Source organism: Microbacterium sp. PM5, assembly GCF_003293595.1.
Lineage (GTDB): Bacteria > Actinomycetota > Actinomycetes > Actinomycetales > Microbacteriaceae > Microbacterium.
Genome location: NZ_CP022162.1, coordinates 2243400 through 2259989 on the forward strand (window position 1 = coordinate 2243400; position 16590 = coordinate 2259989).

Genomic DNA, 16590 nt, shown 5'->3' on the forward strand with positions numbered 1-16590 from the left:
TCAGGAAAGACCTTCTGCCAGGGGACCCAGCGCGAGAACGGGGAAATACGTCAGTGCGGTGATGACCACGGTCACGACCGCGAGGAGCCCGACGAACTGCGGGCGGTGCGTCGGCAGCGTGCCGGCGGTGGCGGGCACGCGCTCCTGTGCGGCGAGCGAGCCGGCCAGGGCGAGCACGAGCACGATCGGGACGAACCGTCCGAGCAGCATCACCACACCCAGCGCCGTGTTGAACCAGGGCGTGTTCGCGGTGAGTCCGGCGAACGCCGAGCCGTTGTTGTTCGCGGCCGACGTGAACGCGTACAGCACCTCCGTCATCCCGTGGATGCCGGGATTGAGGATCGAGGTCGCCTCGACGTCGGCGCGCACGGCGGGGATGCCGAAGCTCAACGCCGTTCCCGCCAGCACCAGGGTCGGAGTCACCAGGATGTACAGGCTCGCGAGCTTGATCTGGGTCGGGCCGATCTTCTTGCCGAGGTATTCGGGGGTGCGACCGACGAGCAGACCTCCGACGAACACGGCGATGATCGCGAGAACGAGCATGCCGTACAGGCCCGAGCCCACGCCGCCAGGGGCGACTTCGCCGAGCATCATGTTCAGCAGCGGAATCATGCCGCCCGTCGCGGTGTACGAGTCGTGCATCGAGTTCACCGCGCCGGTCGAGGTGAGCGTCGTGACGGCCGCGTACAGCGCCGAGCCGACGATGCCGAACCGCTGCTCCTTGCCCTCCATCGCGCCGCCGGCCAGCTGCGGGGCGGTGCCGTGTCCGGCGACCTCGAGCGCGCTCACCGCGGCGATCGACGCGATCGCGAGGGTCGACATGACCGCGAGGATCGCGTAGCCCTGGCGGTTGTCGCCGACCATGCGACCGAACGTGCGCGGCAGCGAGATCGGGATGACGAGGATCAGCAGCAGCTGGAACAGGTTCGTCCACGGCGTCGGGTTCTCGAAGGGGTGCGCGGAGTTCGCGTTGAAGAACCCGCCGCCGTTGGTGCCGAGCATCTTGATCGCCTCCTGCGAGGCGACCGGTCCGCCCGGGATCGACTGGGTGGCGCCCGCGAGGGTGTGCGCATCGACGAAGCCGTTGAGGTTCTGGATGACGCCGCCCGCCAGCAGCACGACCGCAGCGACGAGCGCGATCGGCAGCAGCAGTCGGCCGAGGCCACGCGTGAGATCGACCCAGAAGTTGCCGATCGTGCTCTGCCCGCGCCGCGCGAAGCCGCGCACGAGCGCGATCGCGACGGCGATGCCGACGGCGGCCGAGACGAAGTTCTGCACCGTGAGGCCGGCGAGCTGCACGAGGTAGCCCATCGTCGCCTCGGGGGAGTACGACTGCCAGTTGGTGTTGGTGACGAAGGATGCCGCGGTGTTGAACGCCAGGCCCTCGGGCACGGCCGGCAGCCCGAGCGAGGCCGGCAGCAACGCCTGCAGGCGCTGGAGCGCGTAGACGAAGAGCACACCCATGAGTGAGAAGGCGAGGACGCCCCGGGTATAGGCCTGCCAGGTCTGTTCGCTGCGCGGATCGACCCCGATGAGGCGGTAGACGACCCGCTCTGCGGCGGCATCCTTCTCGCCCGTGAAGATGCGGAACATGAGGTCGCCGACCGGGCGGTACAGCAGTGCGAGCAGCAGGACGAGGGTGGCGATCTGGAGCACACCGAACCAGATGTCGGCGGAATCGACGCCCATCAGAAGCGTTCCGGTTTCACGAGGGCGACGACGAGGTAGACGACGCTGGCGATGCCCAGCACGGCGCCGATGATCGAGAAGACGTCCATCAGAGTCGTTCCGCCCCCTTCGCGACGAGGGTGACGATCGCGAATACCGCGACCGTCACGACGACGTAGATCACATCGAGCACAGCAACTCCCGGACACTGACCGCGCTCCGACGTCGGCGCGGGCGCCCACGGTGGGCACGGCATCCGATCCAACTCCTGCGCGGGGGCCGCTCCCGGCGTCCTTACGGTTTCCCTACGGCCCGGCGGGCGGTCCTCACGGCACGCTCACGTCGCCGGCGGGGGTGGGGCGTTTCGACTCGCTGCGCTCGCTCAACGACCGGGACTGCGCTCGCTCAACGACCGGGGAGCTTCCCCGCTGTGGTGCGGTCGAATGTGACGGTCGTGTAAAGCTTCGCCGAATATCTGAAAAAAAACTTCATAACGTGGTTCACTGGGCGACGTCACCTTCCGCACCGTCTCGTGAGGACACCATGAAGCGAAATCTTGCGATCGTTGGCGCCGCTGTGGTCGCTCTCGTCGTCATCGGCGGCGGCGTCTCCGCCGCCGCGCAGGCGCCCGGCCCATCGGCGCGCACCGTCACCACCGCCGTCGCGAGGGCCGACACCGCTGCCGCCGAGGCCGACGGCTGGACTGTCGCCTCCAGCGAGGGGAGCGCGGTGCCGCAGGGTGGTCGCGTCGTGGCCGCCGCGCCACACGACGTTGTGCCGATCCAGGTCTCGCTCGATCAGACCTCCATCGAGCAGTACTGGATGTGGGCGTCGGGTGTCGAGGTGACCGCTCACGGCATGACCCCCGGCGCGACGGCGACGATCTCCATCACGTTCGCCTCGGGCCTGCAGAAGCACTGGGCACCGATCACCGCGGATGCCGACGGCTCGATCGTGACCAGGGTGCGAACCCTCGACGTCGACCCCGAGAACACCCAGCCGGAGCCCGGCGTCGCCCGCATCACCGTCGACACGTCCACGGGAGAAGCAGGGTCCGCTCTCCTGGACATCACCGTCCCCGACGGCGAGCGCCTGAAGGTGTGGAGCGACCCCGCATCGATCACCCAGGACGAGTTCCTGGACAAAACCGTCGTCGTTCACGCGAGCGGCTTCGCCCCGATGACCCACGTCTTCTTCAACCTCGGCATGCCTGACACCACGATGGTGGCGATCGGCGAGAACGAGGGGCTGCACTCGGATGAGAACGGCGATTTCTCTTACGAGATGCAGATGGTCTCCGTCAACGCGCTCGTCGGTGAATGGCTCATCAGCCTGCAGTCCGCGGACGGCACTCAGCAGGGTTCCGGCACCTTCATGGTGACCCCGGGGGCACCGCGCACGCAGAACAAGACGCTCACGCCGTCCGCACCACAGATCTCGGCCGCCGCGTTCGCGACCGCGCCCGGAATGGCCTTCGACGTGACCGGCTTCATCCCCTTCGATACGTACGAGCTCACCCTGGTGACCTCGCGTGGCATTCGAATCCCGCTGGGCATCTCGCGGACGAATGGCGAGGGACGTCACCACAACAGCGTCAAGGCGCCCGACGGTGCGGCCGAGGGCGTCTATACGCTGGAGGCGCGCTCCACGATCACCGGTGACTACGCCCTCGGGACGTTCACCGTCACCGGAAATCCCGACAGCCCCGCCTCCTCGTTCGCGTTGACGCCGTCGACGGTCGCGGCCCGCGTGCTCAGCGATCCTGCGGGAGGGATCGTCGTGACCGGCGCAGCAATCCCGTCGGGAACGTCGCTGCGGGTGTCTCTCCGGGACGCGCAATGGAAGCGGATGCCGCTGACCGTCGGCGCCGATGCCTACGCCGATGCCGGGGAGGACGGCACCATCCGGATGCCGCTGGTCACCCTCGACCCGATCGCCGCGGGCTCCTACACCGTGTGGATCACCGCCGGCAGCGCGCCGTTCGGGTACAGCATCCAGCTGCCGCTGATGGTCACCGCAGAAAGCTCCGCCGCGCCCAGTGCGGACATCGCGCCCAGCTCCGGTGCCTCCAGCAGTGCGGTGGCTCCCGCTCCGAGCTCGCCGCTGGTGGCCATCACGCCGTCCACGACGACGCCGCGCGTCGACCGGCCCGCTCCGCCCGCGCCGAGTGCCGCGCCGAGCCCGTCGCCGTCGCCGGATGTCGATCCGCTCGAGGGCGACGTCGCACCCCCGGCGCTTCCCGTTCCCACCTCGCCCGCTCGTTGAACCCAGGAAAGCACACGATGCCCCGCACACCCCTTCGCGCTCGGGCGGCCGCAGCCGCCCTGATCGCCAGCTGCCTCGTCGCCGCCGGCGCCGCGCCTGCCTTCGCTGACACCGGCTCGCTGGACGAGATCCCCGTTGCCCCGGCATCCGCCGGCGGGCGCACGGCAGTACTGCCCGACAGCATCGCCTCCGCCGCCGGCCCCGTGGACGTCTTCATCCAGACGGACGGCGAAGGTGCGCTGGCCGCGAGTACTGACCAGCGGCGGCAGGGCGCATCCTCCGCCACGGCGAGTTCGGTGGCCGAGGACGTCGCGGCGAAGAACGAGGAGAAGACGAAGGACGTCGCGGCTGATGTCACCGCCGTCGACAGCGACGCGCGCATCCTCTACACCTCGACGTATTCCGTCCCGGGTGTCGCCGTGACCGCTGACGCTGCGACGCTGGCTCAGATCGCCGAGCGCCCCGACGTGGTCAAGATCTCGCGCATCGTGCCGCAGTCGATCGAGGTCCCCGCTGTCGATGGGGCCACGCCGAGCAACGGCGCCTCGGATGCGTTGACGCGAGCCGTCGACACGTGGCAGCAGACGGGGCACACGGGCACGGGCGTCACGGTGGCCGTCATCGACACCGGCGTCGACTACACGCACGCCGATTTCGGAGGCCCGGGCACGTCTGCCGCCTACGCCGCGGCGCTGGCGTCCACGGACGCCCCTCAGCCCGGTTCGTACGATCCGAGCGTGTATCTCGGCGGGTGGGACTTCGCCGGTCCCACCTACAACGGCGCCATCGGTCAGCCCGGCTACGATCCCATCCCGGTGCCCGACGCCAACCCCATCGACGGCCCGGGCGGAAACCACGGCACGCACGTTGCCGGAACGGTCCTGGGGCGCGGCGTCAGCAACGACCTCACCACCTTCCGCGGCGACTACCGCAGTCTGTCGTCGGAGAGCGTGCAGAAGGACTTCTCGATCAGCCCCGGGGCTGCGCCGCAGGCCGGCCTCATCGCGCTGAAGGTCTTCGGCGACGGCGGCGGCAGCACGTCGCTCACCGGAGCGGCACTGGAGTGGATCGCGCAGAAGGTCGCGTCCGGAACCGAGATCGATGTCGTCAACCTCTCCCTCGGCACGAACTACGGCGCCATCGACGACCCCGACAACGCGAAGCTCGATCAGATCGTCAAAGCAGGAGTGCTGCCCGTCGTCGCGGCGGGCAACTCCGGCGATGTGACGGACGTGGCCGGCAGCCCGGGCACTACCGAGAGCGCCTTGACCGTCGCGGCATCCGCGAGCGGTCACGGTCTCGCCGACGCGGCGCTGGCGACGATCGGCGATCCGGCTCAGAACGCCGCGGAGCAGATCCGGGTGCAGTACGGCCAGTCCTACGTGTGGGACTTCGACGTCACCGCCTCGGTCATCGGGCTCACCGACACGGGCAACCTGGACGGATGCCGGCCGTTCAGCGCGGCGGACGCGCAACGAGCGAGCGGCAAGATCGTGTGGCTGGAGTGGGACGACAGCAACGTGGCGTGCGGTTCGGCGACGCGTTTCGACAACGCCCGCGACGCGGGGGCCGTCGGCGTCGTCCTCACCAGCCAGTCCGACAGCTTCGAGAACGGCATCGCCGGCAACGCGGACATTCCCGGTGCGCAGCTCACCGGCGGAGAGTCGCAGAGTCTGCGCTCCGCGATGACGTCCGGCACACTCGTGATCGAACTGCGCAGCGACCTGCGGCACGTCATCGATCACACCGACCCGTCACGCATCGATACGATCGCCTCGTTCACCTCCCGTGGAACGCACGGCTCGATCGACAACGTGCTCAAGCCCGATGTGGCCGCCCCCGGCGTGACGATCACGTCGGCCGGGAACGGCAGCGGCGCAGGGCGCGAGGTCATGAGCGGTACTTCGATGGCCACCCCGCATGTTGCGGGCATCGCCGCGCTCGTGAAGGAAGCGCATCCGGATTGGGCGCCCGAGCGGGTGAGGCAGCAGATCATGAACACCGCGGCTCACGACGTGCTCACCGTCGGCAGCAACCCGATCGCATACGGCCCGGCGCGCGTCGGCACGGGACGGATCGACGCGCTCGCCGCTGTCCGCGGGACGATCAGCCTGCTGTCGGAAGAGAACGGGGATCTGCTGAGCGCGTCCTTCGGCGTCGTCAACGTCGGCACCCAGCCGGTCGTCCAGACCCGGACCATTCGGGTCGGCAACGATGGACCGACCGCCCAGACCGTCGCGTTGCGCTACGCGCCGCGCACGGAGACACCGGGCGTCAGCTACGACGTCTCGCCGGCCTCCGTGACCGTTCCGGCGAAGGGGTCCGTGGCGGTGACGCTGACCTTGCGCATCGACGATCCGACCGCACTTCGGCACACGATCGATCCGACCATGTCGAAGATCGTCGACACGGCGCCGCGGCAGTTCGTGACCGACGCTTCCGGTGTTCTCGAAGCGATCGGGCCGGTCGGCACCTTCCCGGTGCGCCTGTCCGTGTACGCCGCACCGCGTCCGTACTCCGAGACGCATGTCGACGGTGTCGCATTCCAGGGCGCCACCGGCTCGCTCGCCATGTCGGGCCGCGGGCTCGACCAGGGTGCCGGCAGCGAGCGCTACCGGTCGATGATGGTTCCGCTCATCCTCGGCGCGACCTCCCCTGCACTGTCGTTCCCGGCCGGATCGGCGCAGCACACGCTGAAGAGCGCCGACATCCTCGCCGTCGGAGCGTCGTCGACGGCGCCGCTGCTGAGCGACCCCACGCAGGGCGTGCTGACGTTCGGCGTGCAGATGGCCGGCGAATGGGCGCGGATGTCGCCGCTGACGTGGCCGATGGTGCAGTTGGATGTCAACGGCGACAGCCGCCCCGACTTCATCGTGCAGCTGCAGCCCGGGCAGGACGCCGACGGGGACATCCCGGTCGCGATGACGATCGACGCGGTGACCGGAGACGTCATCGAACAGCGTCCCGTGAATGGCCTCTTCGGCGACCAGGGCACCAACGTCTTCGACAACACGGTGGTGACCCTGTCGACCTCCCTGTCGGCGCTGGGCTACACCGCGAAGACCACCGCGACGACGGTGCGCTACATCGTGCAGACCCGTTCGTTCTACAACCCGGCCTTCGACGGCGGCATCCGCAGTGCGCTCGTTGATCAGACGGCGCCGGCGACCATCGACGCCTACCGGCCCGCACTGCAGTTCGGCACGACCGGAACGCCGATCTTCGCCGACCAGCCCGGTTCGCTGACGGTGACCCGTCGTGGCGACGCCTTGCTGCAGATGCTCGTGCTGCACCTGCACGGCGACGATGCGGCGCGCGCGGAGATCGTGACGCCCACCGCGACGGATGCCGGTGGGTCGACCCCGACCCCCGTAACGCCCGCGCCGGGAGGCTCCACCCCCGGCGATCCGACGGGATCGGGCGGCTCGGTGAGCAGCGCGCCGCGGGGTGGGTCGCTGGCCACATCCGGACAGGATGGGACCGGCGTGCTCCTCCTGGTGGCGTGCGCCGGCATGCTCGTCGCGGGCGGCTCGGTGCTCGTGTGGCGTCGTCGCCGTCGGTCCTGACCGCCGTCGTCGCAGGCGCCCCGCATCCCGAAGGGTGCGGGGCGCCTGCGGGCGCGGCAGACTGGGCAGGGATGTCCTCGCATACCCTCCTGATCTCCGACCCCCGCGCGGTCCGAGCCATGGCGAACCCCTTGCGCCAGGTGGCTGTCGACGAGCTGTATCGCCGCCAGGGGCCGGCCACGGCCACCGAGCTGGCGGAGCTGGTCGGGTTGTCGCCGAGTGCGATGAGCTACCACCTGCGCGCGGTCGAGGCGACGGGGCTCATCCGCCGCGGGGAGTCCACCGACGGCCGGGAACGGCCGTGGCTTCCCGCCGCCCCGGACTACTCGCTCGTCGCGAGCGCCGACGCCGACGCCGTGCACCGCACCATCTTGATCGACTCGCGACTGACCCCGATGCGTCAGCGCATGGAAGAGGTCTTGGCGGCGCGGTCGGTACGACCTCCGGATGCCGATATCGCCTACATGGTGCTGGCCACGGGCCAGATGCTCCTCGCTCCCGATGAGGTGGCGCGTCTGCAGGAGCGTGTGCAGGAGATCTTCGACGAGTACGAGGCATTGAGCGCCGACCGTCGTGAAACCGGGGATCTGCGCCGCTCGCGCTACATGTGGTCGGTACTTCCGGAACGCGTCCAACCGGAAGACTAGACCGTTGCTGCTTCCGAGACGCCCCCGCGGAAGTGGGCGATCTTGTCGTCCATGACCGCGATCGCGCGAGACAGCACGCGCCGGCGCTCTTCGAGGGCGGCACGCCGCTCCCGGAGGAAGTCCACGGGGTTCACCGCCCCGCGCGACCCGTGCAGCAGATCGGCGAACGTGCGCAGGTCGTCGATGCCGAGTCCGGCATCCTTCATACACGTGACCACGCCGATCCAGGCGAGATCGCTGTCGCTGAACACTCGATGATTGCGGTGATCGCGCTCGAGCGGGCCGATGATCCCCTCGTCCTCGTAGTAGCGGAGGGTGTCGGCCGAAAGGCCGCTCGCCGCGACGGCCTCGCCCATCGTGAGCATCGTGGTCATTGCGCCTCCCTTCCGTCGAGCACGGCGCGCGCCTCGGCATCCAACGGCAGGGCGAGCGCGTCCATCGCCTCATCCAACTGTGCGATGTCGGAGACCCCCACGATGGGCGTGACCGCCGGCGTGCCGCCGATCAGCCACGCGAGCACCACCTGGTTGCGCGTGGCGTCGAGGCGCTGCGCGACGCGGTCCAGCGCGGCCAGGCGCCGCTCGGTGTCGGGATGCCGGTACGCGTGCGGTAGCCGCTCCGGTCGTGCGTACGCTCCCGAGAGCAGCGTCGTGTAGGCCCACATGCCGAGCCCCTCGGCGGCGGCGTAGTCGAGGGATTCGGCGGTGGCGGCCATGTGGCCCGACGGCAGCGGCACGAAGGGGATCGGCTGGAGGTAGCTGTGCCGCAGTTGGAGGGCATCGTAGGAGGCCAGTCCGCGCGTGCGAGCGAGGGAGCGCGCACGCTCGACGCGCCAGGTCGCGTGGTTCGACGCACCCAGTCGGCGGACGCGCCCCTCGGCGACGAGCGATCCGAACGCCTCGACTTGCTCCTCGAGGGGAGCCGCGCGGTCCTCGATGTGCGCCCAGAGCAGATCGATGACGTCCACACCGAGACGGGCCATCGACGATGCGACCGCCTCCTCGACGGCGCGCGGGCCCAGACCCTCCATCGGCGCGTCCCACGTGCCGGGCACCGTCGGGTTCGCGCCGACCTTGGTCGAGATCGAGATGTGCTCGCGGATGCCGGGGTTCCGGCGCAGCCATCGTCCGATCACGGTCTCGCTCGCGCCGCCGTGCCCCGTGGGTGACTCCCAGAAGGCGTAGTTGTCGGAGGTGTCGAGCCAGCGGCCGCCCCGCGCCACGTAGTGGTCGAGCAGCGCGAACGCGGTGGTCTCATCCTGTCGCGTGCCGAACCAGATCGTGCCGAGAGCCAGTTCGCTGCGGTGAGTGGTGTCCATGGCTCCACAGCACACCACCTGGAGCGCGCTCCATGTCAAACGCAGAACGGGAGCTCAGCCACGCGACCCAGCCGTGTACCTTAGGTAAGGCAATCCTTATTCAAGACCGGGCCCCGGTCGTCGTCCCACAGGAGCTTCCGTGCGCCCTGCCCCGTCTGCGCGTTCCGCCGCGATCGTCCTGCTCGCGGTCGTTGCGGCCGTCTCTCCCGCCGTCCCCGCCGCCGCGACGGGAGAGGCCGATCCCGCCGACTGCACGGTGACGTCCGCATCGCTGACGTGGGGGTTCAAGGAGTCGTTCCGCTCCTACATCTCGGGCTCGATCGCCCGCGGTGGGTGGGAGACGGTCGATGGTGCGACATACACCACGCCCGCCTTCCACTGGTCCGCCGGCACCGGCACCGTCGCCCCGGACGGCACCGTCGGCGCGGTCTCCTTCCCCGGCGGCATCCGCTTCACGGGGCACGACGGTCTGCTCGACACGACCGTCGCCCACCCCACGCTCGAGCTGTCGGCGGGTGGGGCTCGGCTGCTCCTCGACGTCGCGGGCGTCTCGATGGAGAACGCAATGGCCGGCGACGGCACCGTCGACACGGTCACTCAGACGCCGTTCGTCACGGTCGACGCGGCCGCGATCGAATACATGCGTGCCGGTGACGTCGTCACGGTCTCCGCGACGGATGCCGCGACCGCCGTGACCGAGGAGGGCTTCGCCGCCTTCGGCAGCTACCCGGCCGGAACGGCGTTCGACCCGCTCACGTTCTCGGTCACGGCGCAGTGCCCGGCATCCACCCCGACCGCCGAGGTGGCGCCCGGCGCCCCTGCGGAATCTGGGACGGACGACGCCGCACTCGCCGCGAGCCGTGAGCCCTCGGCGCCGGTCGGGGCGATCGCCGGAGCGGCCGCCGTTGTCGTCGCGGCCGCAGCGGCCGCGCTGCTCTTCGTCCGTCGGCGTCACAACCGCGCCGGCGCGGAAGGGGAGGGCTCGTGATCCTCCGCCGCGTTGCGGCGACGGCGCTGAGTCTCGTCGTCGTGCTCCTGGCCGGCTGCTCCGCCGCGGCGGCGCCCGCCGAGCCCACGGCATCCACTCCGCGTGTCGCGTTGTCGGATGTCCGCCCGCTCGCCGACCCCAAGGCGTACGTCGGCCCCTCGACCGCGACGCTCGACGACGCCGCGATCGAGCCCGTCCTCGCCTCGCCGTCGTCGCAGCTGCCGGTCACCGTGACCTCCCACGACCTGTCGGGCGATGTGGAGGTCACCGTCACCGACGCCTCCCGGGTCATCGCCATGGACCTCTCCGGTTCCCTCGCGGCGACCGTCGCGGGGCTCGGCTTCGCGGATCGACTGGTCGGCCGCGACATCTCGACCACCTTCGCGGGCGTGAGCGACCTGCCCGTGATCACCTCCAGCGGCCACTCCGTCAACGCGGAGGCGATCATCGGGCTCGCGCCGACGCTCGTCATCACGGACGGGAGCATCGGTCCGGCCGACGTGGTCCAGCAGCTGCGCGACGTCGGCATCACGGTGGTGTTCGTCGAGCGCTCGTCCTCGTTCGCGGGCGCCGTCGCGCAGGCGCGCGCCGTCGCCGCGATCTTCGGTGCCGCCGACGCCGGAGAGCTGCTGGCCGACCGCATCGAGCGCGAGCTGCAGACCGTCACCGCGCAGATCTCCCGGATCGCGCCCGCCGCCGAGTCCGAGCGGCTGCGCATGGTCTTCCTGTATCTGCGCGGGACATCGGGCATCTACTACCTGTTCGGCAACGAGTCCGGCGCCGACGACCTCATCGGCGCCCTCGGCGGGATCGACGTCGCCGGTCAGCTGGGCTGGCGCGGCATGCAGCCGATGACCGACGAGGCCATGGTCGCCGCCGACCCCGACCTGATCCTCGTCATGACCGCCGGCATCGCCTCGGTCGGCGGCATCGACGGGCTGCTCGCCGAGAAGCCCGCGATCGCGCTCACCGCCGCGGGCCAGCACCGACGCTTCGTCGACATGGCGGACGGACAGATCCTCTCGTTCGGCCCGCGGTCGGCGGAGGTGCTGGACGCGCTCGCGCGGGCGGTCTATGCGCCCGACGATCCGTCGGATGCCGCGTCGCGGGCCGTGCCGGGGGAGCCGGGCCCGTGACCCGGGTCGCCCCCGCGGTCTCACCCCGTCCGTCGCGCGACGCGGCGACGCGGGTGCCGCCGCCCCCGCGCCGTCGGGGCCGCGCGGGGGCCGTCTACGCGGTGACGGCGGCCCTGCTCGTGGTCGGGGTCATCCTCTCGGCGGGGATCGGTCAGTTGCCCGTCGGCCCGGCGGAGGTCGTCGGTTCCCTGCTGCGCTCCCTCGGCATCCCGAACGCCTGGGCACCGTCGACGCCGTTGATCGAGCAGACGCTGTGGCAGATCCGGTTTCCCCGCGTGGCCATGTCGGTGCTGGTGGGAGCGTTGCTCGCGCTTGCCGGCGCCGTCATGCAGGCCATCTTCGCCAACCCCCTGGCCGAGCCCGGTGTCGTCGGGGTGTCTTCGGGCGCCGCCGTCGGGGCCGCCGCCGCGATCACTCTCGGCCTCACCTCCCTCGGCGGCTGGGCGACCGCCGCGTTCGCCTTCGTCGGAGGGCTGGCGGCGACCCTCGTCGTCTACGCGACGGCGCGGTCGCAGGGGCGCACCGAATCGGTCACGCTGATCCTCACCGGCATCGCGGTCAACGCCTTCACGGGAGCCGCGCTCGCCGTGCTGATGTTCGCGGGTGACACGGCTTCTCGCGAGCAGATCGTCTTCTGGCAGCTCGGCTCGATGAACGGCTCCCGGTGGACCGAGGTCGGGCTCGTCGGCCTGGTCGGGCTGGCCGCGGCATCCGCCACGGTCGGTCTCGCCCGCCGGCTCGACCTGCTGGCCCTCGGCGACCGGACGGCGGCGCACCTGGGGGTGCGGGTCGAACGGCTGCGCGTGGTCGCGATCGTGCTGGTCGCCCTGCTCACGGGGGTCGCCGTGGCCTTCGTGGGCATCATCGCCTTCGTGGGGCTGGTGGTGCCGCACGTGATGCGGATGCTGCTGGGTCCCTCCAACCGCGCGCTGCTTCCCGCCTCGCTGCTCGGCGGGGCGGTGGTGCTGGTCTACGCCGACCTTCTCGCCCGCACCGTGATCCCGTCCGCGGACCTCCCCATCGGCGTGCTGACGTCGCTCGTCGGCGGGCCGTTCTTCTACGTGCTCATCCGCCGCACCCGTCGCCGCGCCGGAGGCTGGGCATGAGCGGGCTCGCCTATGCGCTCCGCGACGTGTCCTATCGGGTCGGGGCGCCCGGGGGAGGCGTCGAGATCCTCGCGGGCGTCACCCTCGACATCGCGTACGGACGGGTGCTGGCGCTCGTCGGCCCCAACGGCGCCGGGAAATCCACTCTCCTGAGCGTGCTGACCGGGGATGCCCTGCCTTCCGCCGGCACGGTGGAGCTCGACGGGCGTCCGCTCGCCCAGTGGCGGGCGCGGGAGCTCGCACGCGCACGGTCGGTCCTTCTGCAGTCGCATCAGGTCGCATTCTCGTTCACGGCGGCCGACGTCGTGGAGATGGGCCGAGCGCCCTGGATCAACACGGCGCGGGCCGACGACGACGATCGCCTCATCGCCGAGGCGCTGAGGCGGGCGGACGTGTCTCATCTGCGTGAGCGGGAGTTCCCGTCGTTGTCGGGCGGCGAGAAGGCGCGGGTGTCGCTGGCCCGCGTGCTGGCGCAGGACACGCCCGTCGTGCTGCTCGACGAGCCCACGGCCGCCCTCGACCTCCGTCACCAGGAGGACGTGCTGCGGATCGCGCGCGAGCTGGCGGCGGAGGGGCGCGCGGTGGTCGTGGTGCTCCACGACCTGTCGCTCGCCGGCGCCTACGCAGACGAGATCGCGGTCATCGATCGCGGACGACTCGTAGCGCACGGCCAACCCGCGGAGGTCTTGGCGGAGGAGCGGATCGCCGAGGTCTACGGCATCCCCGTGCGCGTGCTGGCCGACCCCGACACCGGCCGGCCGATCGTCCTCGTCCGGCGCGATCCATCGGGATGAATGGACTAAATAAGGTTAGGCTAAGCTAAGTTAAAGCTGAGCGTTTGCCCTGCGGCATCCGCATCCTTTCGCCACACTCCTGGAGGTTCTCCCGTGCACAGAACAAGGAGGCCGTCGCTCAGACGCGCCCTCGCGAGCGGGCTGGCCGCCGTGCTCGTCACCGCCGGCGCGTTCATCGGCGTCGCCGCGCCCGCGCAGGCCGCGTCCGATCCCGCGCTGACGGCCACCGTGACCGTCAACCCGGGGAGCGGCATCGAGATCGCGGTCGCAGGCACCGGGTTCCAGGACGTGCAGGCCCAGCCGGGTCAGACGGCACCGAGCGTCTACCTCGCGCTGGTGACGCGCGACGGCTACGACGTCGACCAGGCCAGCACTCCGAACACGGACGCGGTCGTGGGTGCCGACGGGAGCATCGCCGGAACCCTCACGCAGATCGCCGCGAAGCTGGACCGCGCGACGTCGTACGACGTGATCGCGTGGCCGTCGCGATCGTTCCCGTCGGCGTCGAACCTGCTCGCGCGCAGCGCGGTCACCATCGACGGGGAGGCGCTGTACCCGCCCGCCTCGACCACGACGACCCTCGCCGTGTCGCCGAGCGCGACCGCCGCGTCGGGCACGAGCGTGGCACTGACCGCGACCGTGACGCCCGCGGCATCCGGCGCCGTGGAGTTCTTCGACGGCTCCGCGTCGCTGGGCTCCGTCGCCGTCGCCTCCGGCTCGGCGCGGGTGAGCACCTCGACATTGAGCGTCGGCGGCCACACGCTGACGGCCGTGTTCACCCCGGCCGACACCGCCTCCACCGGCGCGACGTCGGATGCCGTCGCCTACGACATCACCGCGGCCGTCGAGCCCGAGAAGCCGACACCCGCCGTCTCGGTGTTCCTCGCCGACGGCGTCACGGCGTACACGGGTCAGGCGCTGTACGACGGCGACACCGTCGTCGTGAAGGGCAGCGGCTTCGTGCCGAACGCACCGGCGACGGACGGGACGCGTCCGCCTCTCGCGGGTGCCTTCGGCGGCGCGTACGTGGGCTTCGGCTCGTACGCCGGCGACGTCTGGACCTCGGCGGGCCGCACCGCGGAGTACACCAAGTGGGCCGTCTCCGAGGGCGATGTCGCCAAGATCGGCGGTGCGACGGCGGGTGCCGTGGCCATCGCCGCCGACGGCACCTTCTCCACGACGCTGAGCGTCGTGCGCAGCGCGACGGCACCCGACGGCGCCCGCTTCGGCGTGCGCACGTGGGCTGCCGGCGGTGCGGTCTACGCGCCGTTCTCGACGTTCACCGTCGTCGACGCGTCGGGGCCGGCACCGGAACCCACCCCGACCCCGAAGGTCACCGTGTCGAAGACCGCGGATCTCGACCCGAACGGCGAGACCGTGACGGTCACCGGCTCCGGCTTCCTCCCCCACGCGCCCGACACCGACGGCACCCGGCCGCCGCTGCAGGGCTCGTTCACCGGGGCCTACATCGTGTTCGGGTCGTTCGCCGCCGAGTGGCGACCGAGCACCGGCGCGATCTCCTCCGCGCGCAAGGGTTTCGACACGAAGTGGGGCCTGCTCGCTTCCGACATGGCGAAGGTCGGGGGCGCCGCCGCCGGCGCCGTCGAGATCGCCGCCGACGGCAGCTTCTCGACCACGCTGCACGTCTCGAAGGCCGACGGCGCTCTCGCGGACGGCACGTGGGGGGTGTACACCTACGCCGCCGGCGGTGCGACGTACGCACCGTTCGAGACCGCCACGCCGCTCTCGTTCGCGGCCGAGGTTCCCCCGACCGATGGTCCGAAGGTCACCGTGACCCCGGCATCCGAGGTGGACCCCGCCGTCGAGAACGTCCTGACCGTCTCGGGCACCGGCTTCAGCGGACCCGGTGCGGCCAACGGCGTCTACGTGCTGTTCGGCGAGACCTCGCTGTGGTCGGGGCAGTCCGCCCTCCCCGCCGGCGGGTGGATCGCGCAGGCCTGGGTCCCGACGATCCTCGACGGCGCCTTCACCACGACGCTGACGATCCCGGCCGGCACCCTCGAGCCGGGCACGAGCTACCAGGTCGCGACGTCCGCGGCCCACGGACTGTCGCTGACCGACCGCAGCCTCGACACCTTCACGGCGGTGACGGTGGCGACGCCGACCACCACGACACCCGCCGTGTTCCTCAGCGCGCCCAGCGTCGTCCAGGGCGGCTCGCTCACGGTGCGCGGCAGCGGCTTCCCCGCCGGGGTCGCCGTCACCGTCGAGGTGCACTCCGACGTGGTCACCCTCGGCACCACGACCGTCGGCGACGGCGGCCTCTTCTCGGTCACCGGTCTCATCCCGGCCACCCTGCCCGCCGGCGCCCACACGGTCGTCGTCCGTGCGGGCGACATCACCGTGGAGCAGCCGATCGCGGTCGAGGCCGCATCGGCATCCGCCGCACCCGAGGCGGTCGCCGCACCCGTCGCGGTCTGCACGGCGCGTGCGGTCGACGGGGCCGCCCTCACGTGGGGTGTGAAGCAGAGCTTCGTGTCTTACGTGAACGGCCCGATCGCGAAGGGCTCCGCGTCGATCGCGTGGCGCAGCGGGTCGGGGGCCTTCAACACCGAGGAGGGCATCGGCCGGGTGGCCTTCGGCGGAGCGGCGAGCTTCACCGGGCACGGAGGACTGCTCGACCTGACGATCTCGAACCCCGTGATCCAGGTCACCGGCGCGCGCACCGCGACGCTCAGCGCCTACGTGCAGTCGAAGGGGTACGGCGGCAGCGCGTCGGTCGACGGTCGCGTCGTGCTCGCGAACCTGACGCTCCCGGCGGCGATGACCCGCGGCGGCGCGCTCGCGTGGGCGGATGCCGCGGCGACCCTGACCGCGGCCGGAGCGGAGGCCTTCGGAGGCTTCTACTCGGCGGGCGAGAGCCTCGACCCCGTGTCGTTCACCTTCCCGCTGGGCGCGGAGGTGCCGTGCGACACGGCGACGTCGGGAGCACTCGCGGCCACGGGTGGAACGATGCCGTACGGAACCGTCTGGGTGGGGCTCGGAATGCTCCTGCTCGGTGCGGGCCTGGTCGCACTCCGCCGACGCGCTGTCGCAGGTCGCTCGGCCTGAGCCCTCGAACCCGCAGCGCCCCGCCTGGCT

General features: G+C 71.1%; 12 protein-coding genes. 8 read left to right on the top strand and 4 right to left on the bottom strand.

The window, feature by feature from the left end; all coding sequences use genetic code 11:
- Entirely contained in the window at nt 1-1689 is a 1689-nt protein-coding gene (kdpA, locus tag CEP17_RS10835; protein WP_112932238.1) for a potassium-transporting ATPase subunit KdpA, read from the bottom strand.
- On the bottom strand, nt 1689-1778 hold the full coding sequence (gene kdpF, locus CEP17_RS10840; protein ID WP_036319279.1) for a K(+)-transporting ATPase subunit F: 90 nt from the start codon (nt 1776-1778) through the stop codon (nt 1689-1691). The genes kdpA and kdpF overlap by 1 nt, the downstream gene beginning before the upstream one ends.
- Nucleotides 1779-2211: 433 nt before the next feature.
- Between kdpF and CEP17_RS10845 the strand changes: the two genes are divergently transcribed.
- The 3 genes from CEP17_RS10845 to CEP17_RS10855 all read left to right on the top strand — a co-directional run bounded on the left by CEP17_RS10845 (nt 2212) and on the right by CEP17_RS10855 (nt 8146).
- Nucleotides 2212-3933, top strand: coding sequence for a hypothetical protein (locus CEP17_RS10845; RefSeq protein WP_162722438.1), 1722 nt, complete (start codon nt 2212-2214; stop codon nt 3931-3933).
- A gap of 17 nt (nt 3934-3950) precedes the next feature.
- On the top strand, nt 3951-7499 hold the full coding sequence (locus CEP17_RS10850) for a S8 family serine peptidase (protein ID WP_112932240.1): 3549 nt from the start codon (nt 3951-3953) through the stop codon (nt 7497-7499).
- Between the two features lie 71 nt (nt 7500-7570).
- Entirely contained in the window at nt 7571-8146 is a 576-nt protein-coding gene (locus CEP17_RS10855; RefSeq protein WP_112932241.1) for a winged helix-turn-helix domain-containing protein, read from the top strand.
- On the opposite strand, the gene CEP17_RS10860 is transcribed toward CEP17_RS10855, so the two are convergent.
- Together CEP17_RS10860 and CEP17_RS10865 are read right to left on the bottom strand one after the other, a co-directional pair.
- Nucleotides 8143-8520 (bottom strand): MerR family transcriptional regulator, encoded by a 378-nt coding sequence (locus CEP17_RS10860; protein ID WP_112932242.1) that lies wholly within the window; start codon nt 8518-8520, stop codon nt 8143-8145. The genes CEP17_RS10855 and CEP17_RS10860 overlap by 4 nt on opposite strands.
- Nucleotides 8517-9464 (bottom strand): aldo/keto reductase, encoded by a 948-nt coding sequence (locus tag CEP17_RS10865; RefSeq protein WP_112932243.1) that lies wholly within the window; start codon nt 9462-9464, stop codon nt 8517-8519. The genes CEP17_RS10860 and CEP17_RS10865 overlap by 4 nt, the downstream gene beginning before the upstream one ends.
- Before the next feature lie 139 nt (nt 9465-9603).
- Between CEP17_RS10865 and CEP17_RS10870 the strand changes: the two genes are divergently transcribed.
- The 5 genes from CEP17_RS10870 to CEP17_RS10890 all read left to right on the top strand — a co-directional run bounded on the left by CEP17_RS10870 (nt 9604) and on the right by CEP17_RS10890 (nt 16560).
- Nucleotides 9604-10452, top strand: a complete 849-nt coding sequence (locus CEP17_RS10870) for an HtaA domain-containing protein (RefSeq protein ID WP_112932244.1) — start codon at nt 9604-9606, stop codon at nt 10450-10452.
- Complete coding sequence (locus CEP17_RS10875; RefSeq protein ID WP_343234072.1) at nt 10449-11588, top strand: ABC transporter substrate-binding protein; 1140 nt, start codon at nt 10449-10451, stop codon at nt 11586-11588. The genes CEP17_RS10870 and CEP17_RS10875 overlap by 4 nt, the downstream gene beginning before the upstream one ends.
- 101 nt (nt 11589-11689) lie before the next feature.
- Nucleotides 11690-12694, top strand: coding sequence for an iron ABC transporter permease (locus CEP17_RS10880; RefSeq protein ID WP_239498629.1), 1005 nt, complete (start codon nt 11690-11692; stop codon nt 12692-12694).
- Entirely contained in the window at nt 12691-13488 is a 798-nt protein-coding gene (locus CEP17_RS10885; RefSeq protein WP_112932246.1) for a heme ABC transporter ATP-binding protein, read from the top strand. Before CEP17_RS10880 ends, CEP17_RS10885 begins: the two co-directional genes overlap by 4 nt.
- A 150-nt stretch (nt 13489-13638) precedes the next feature.
- Entirely contained in the window at nt 13639-16560 is a 2922-nt protein-coding gene (locus CEP17_RS10890) for an HtaA domain-containing protein (protein ID WP_162722439.1), read from the top strand.
- Nucleotides 16561-16590 lie beyond the last annotated feature (30 nt).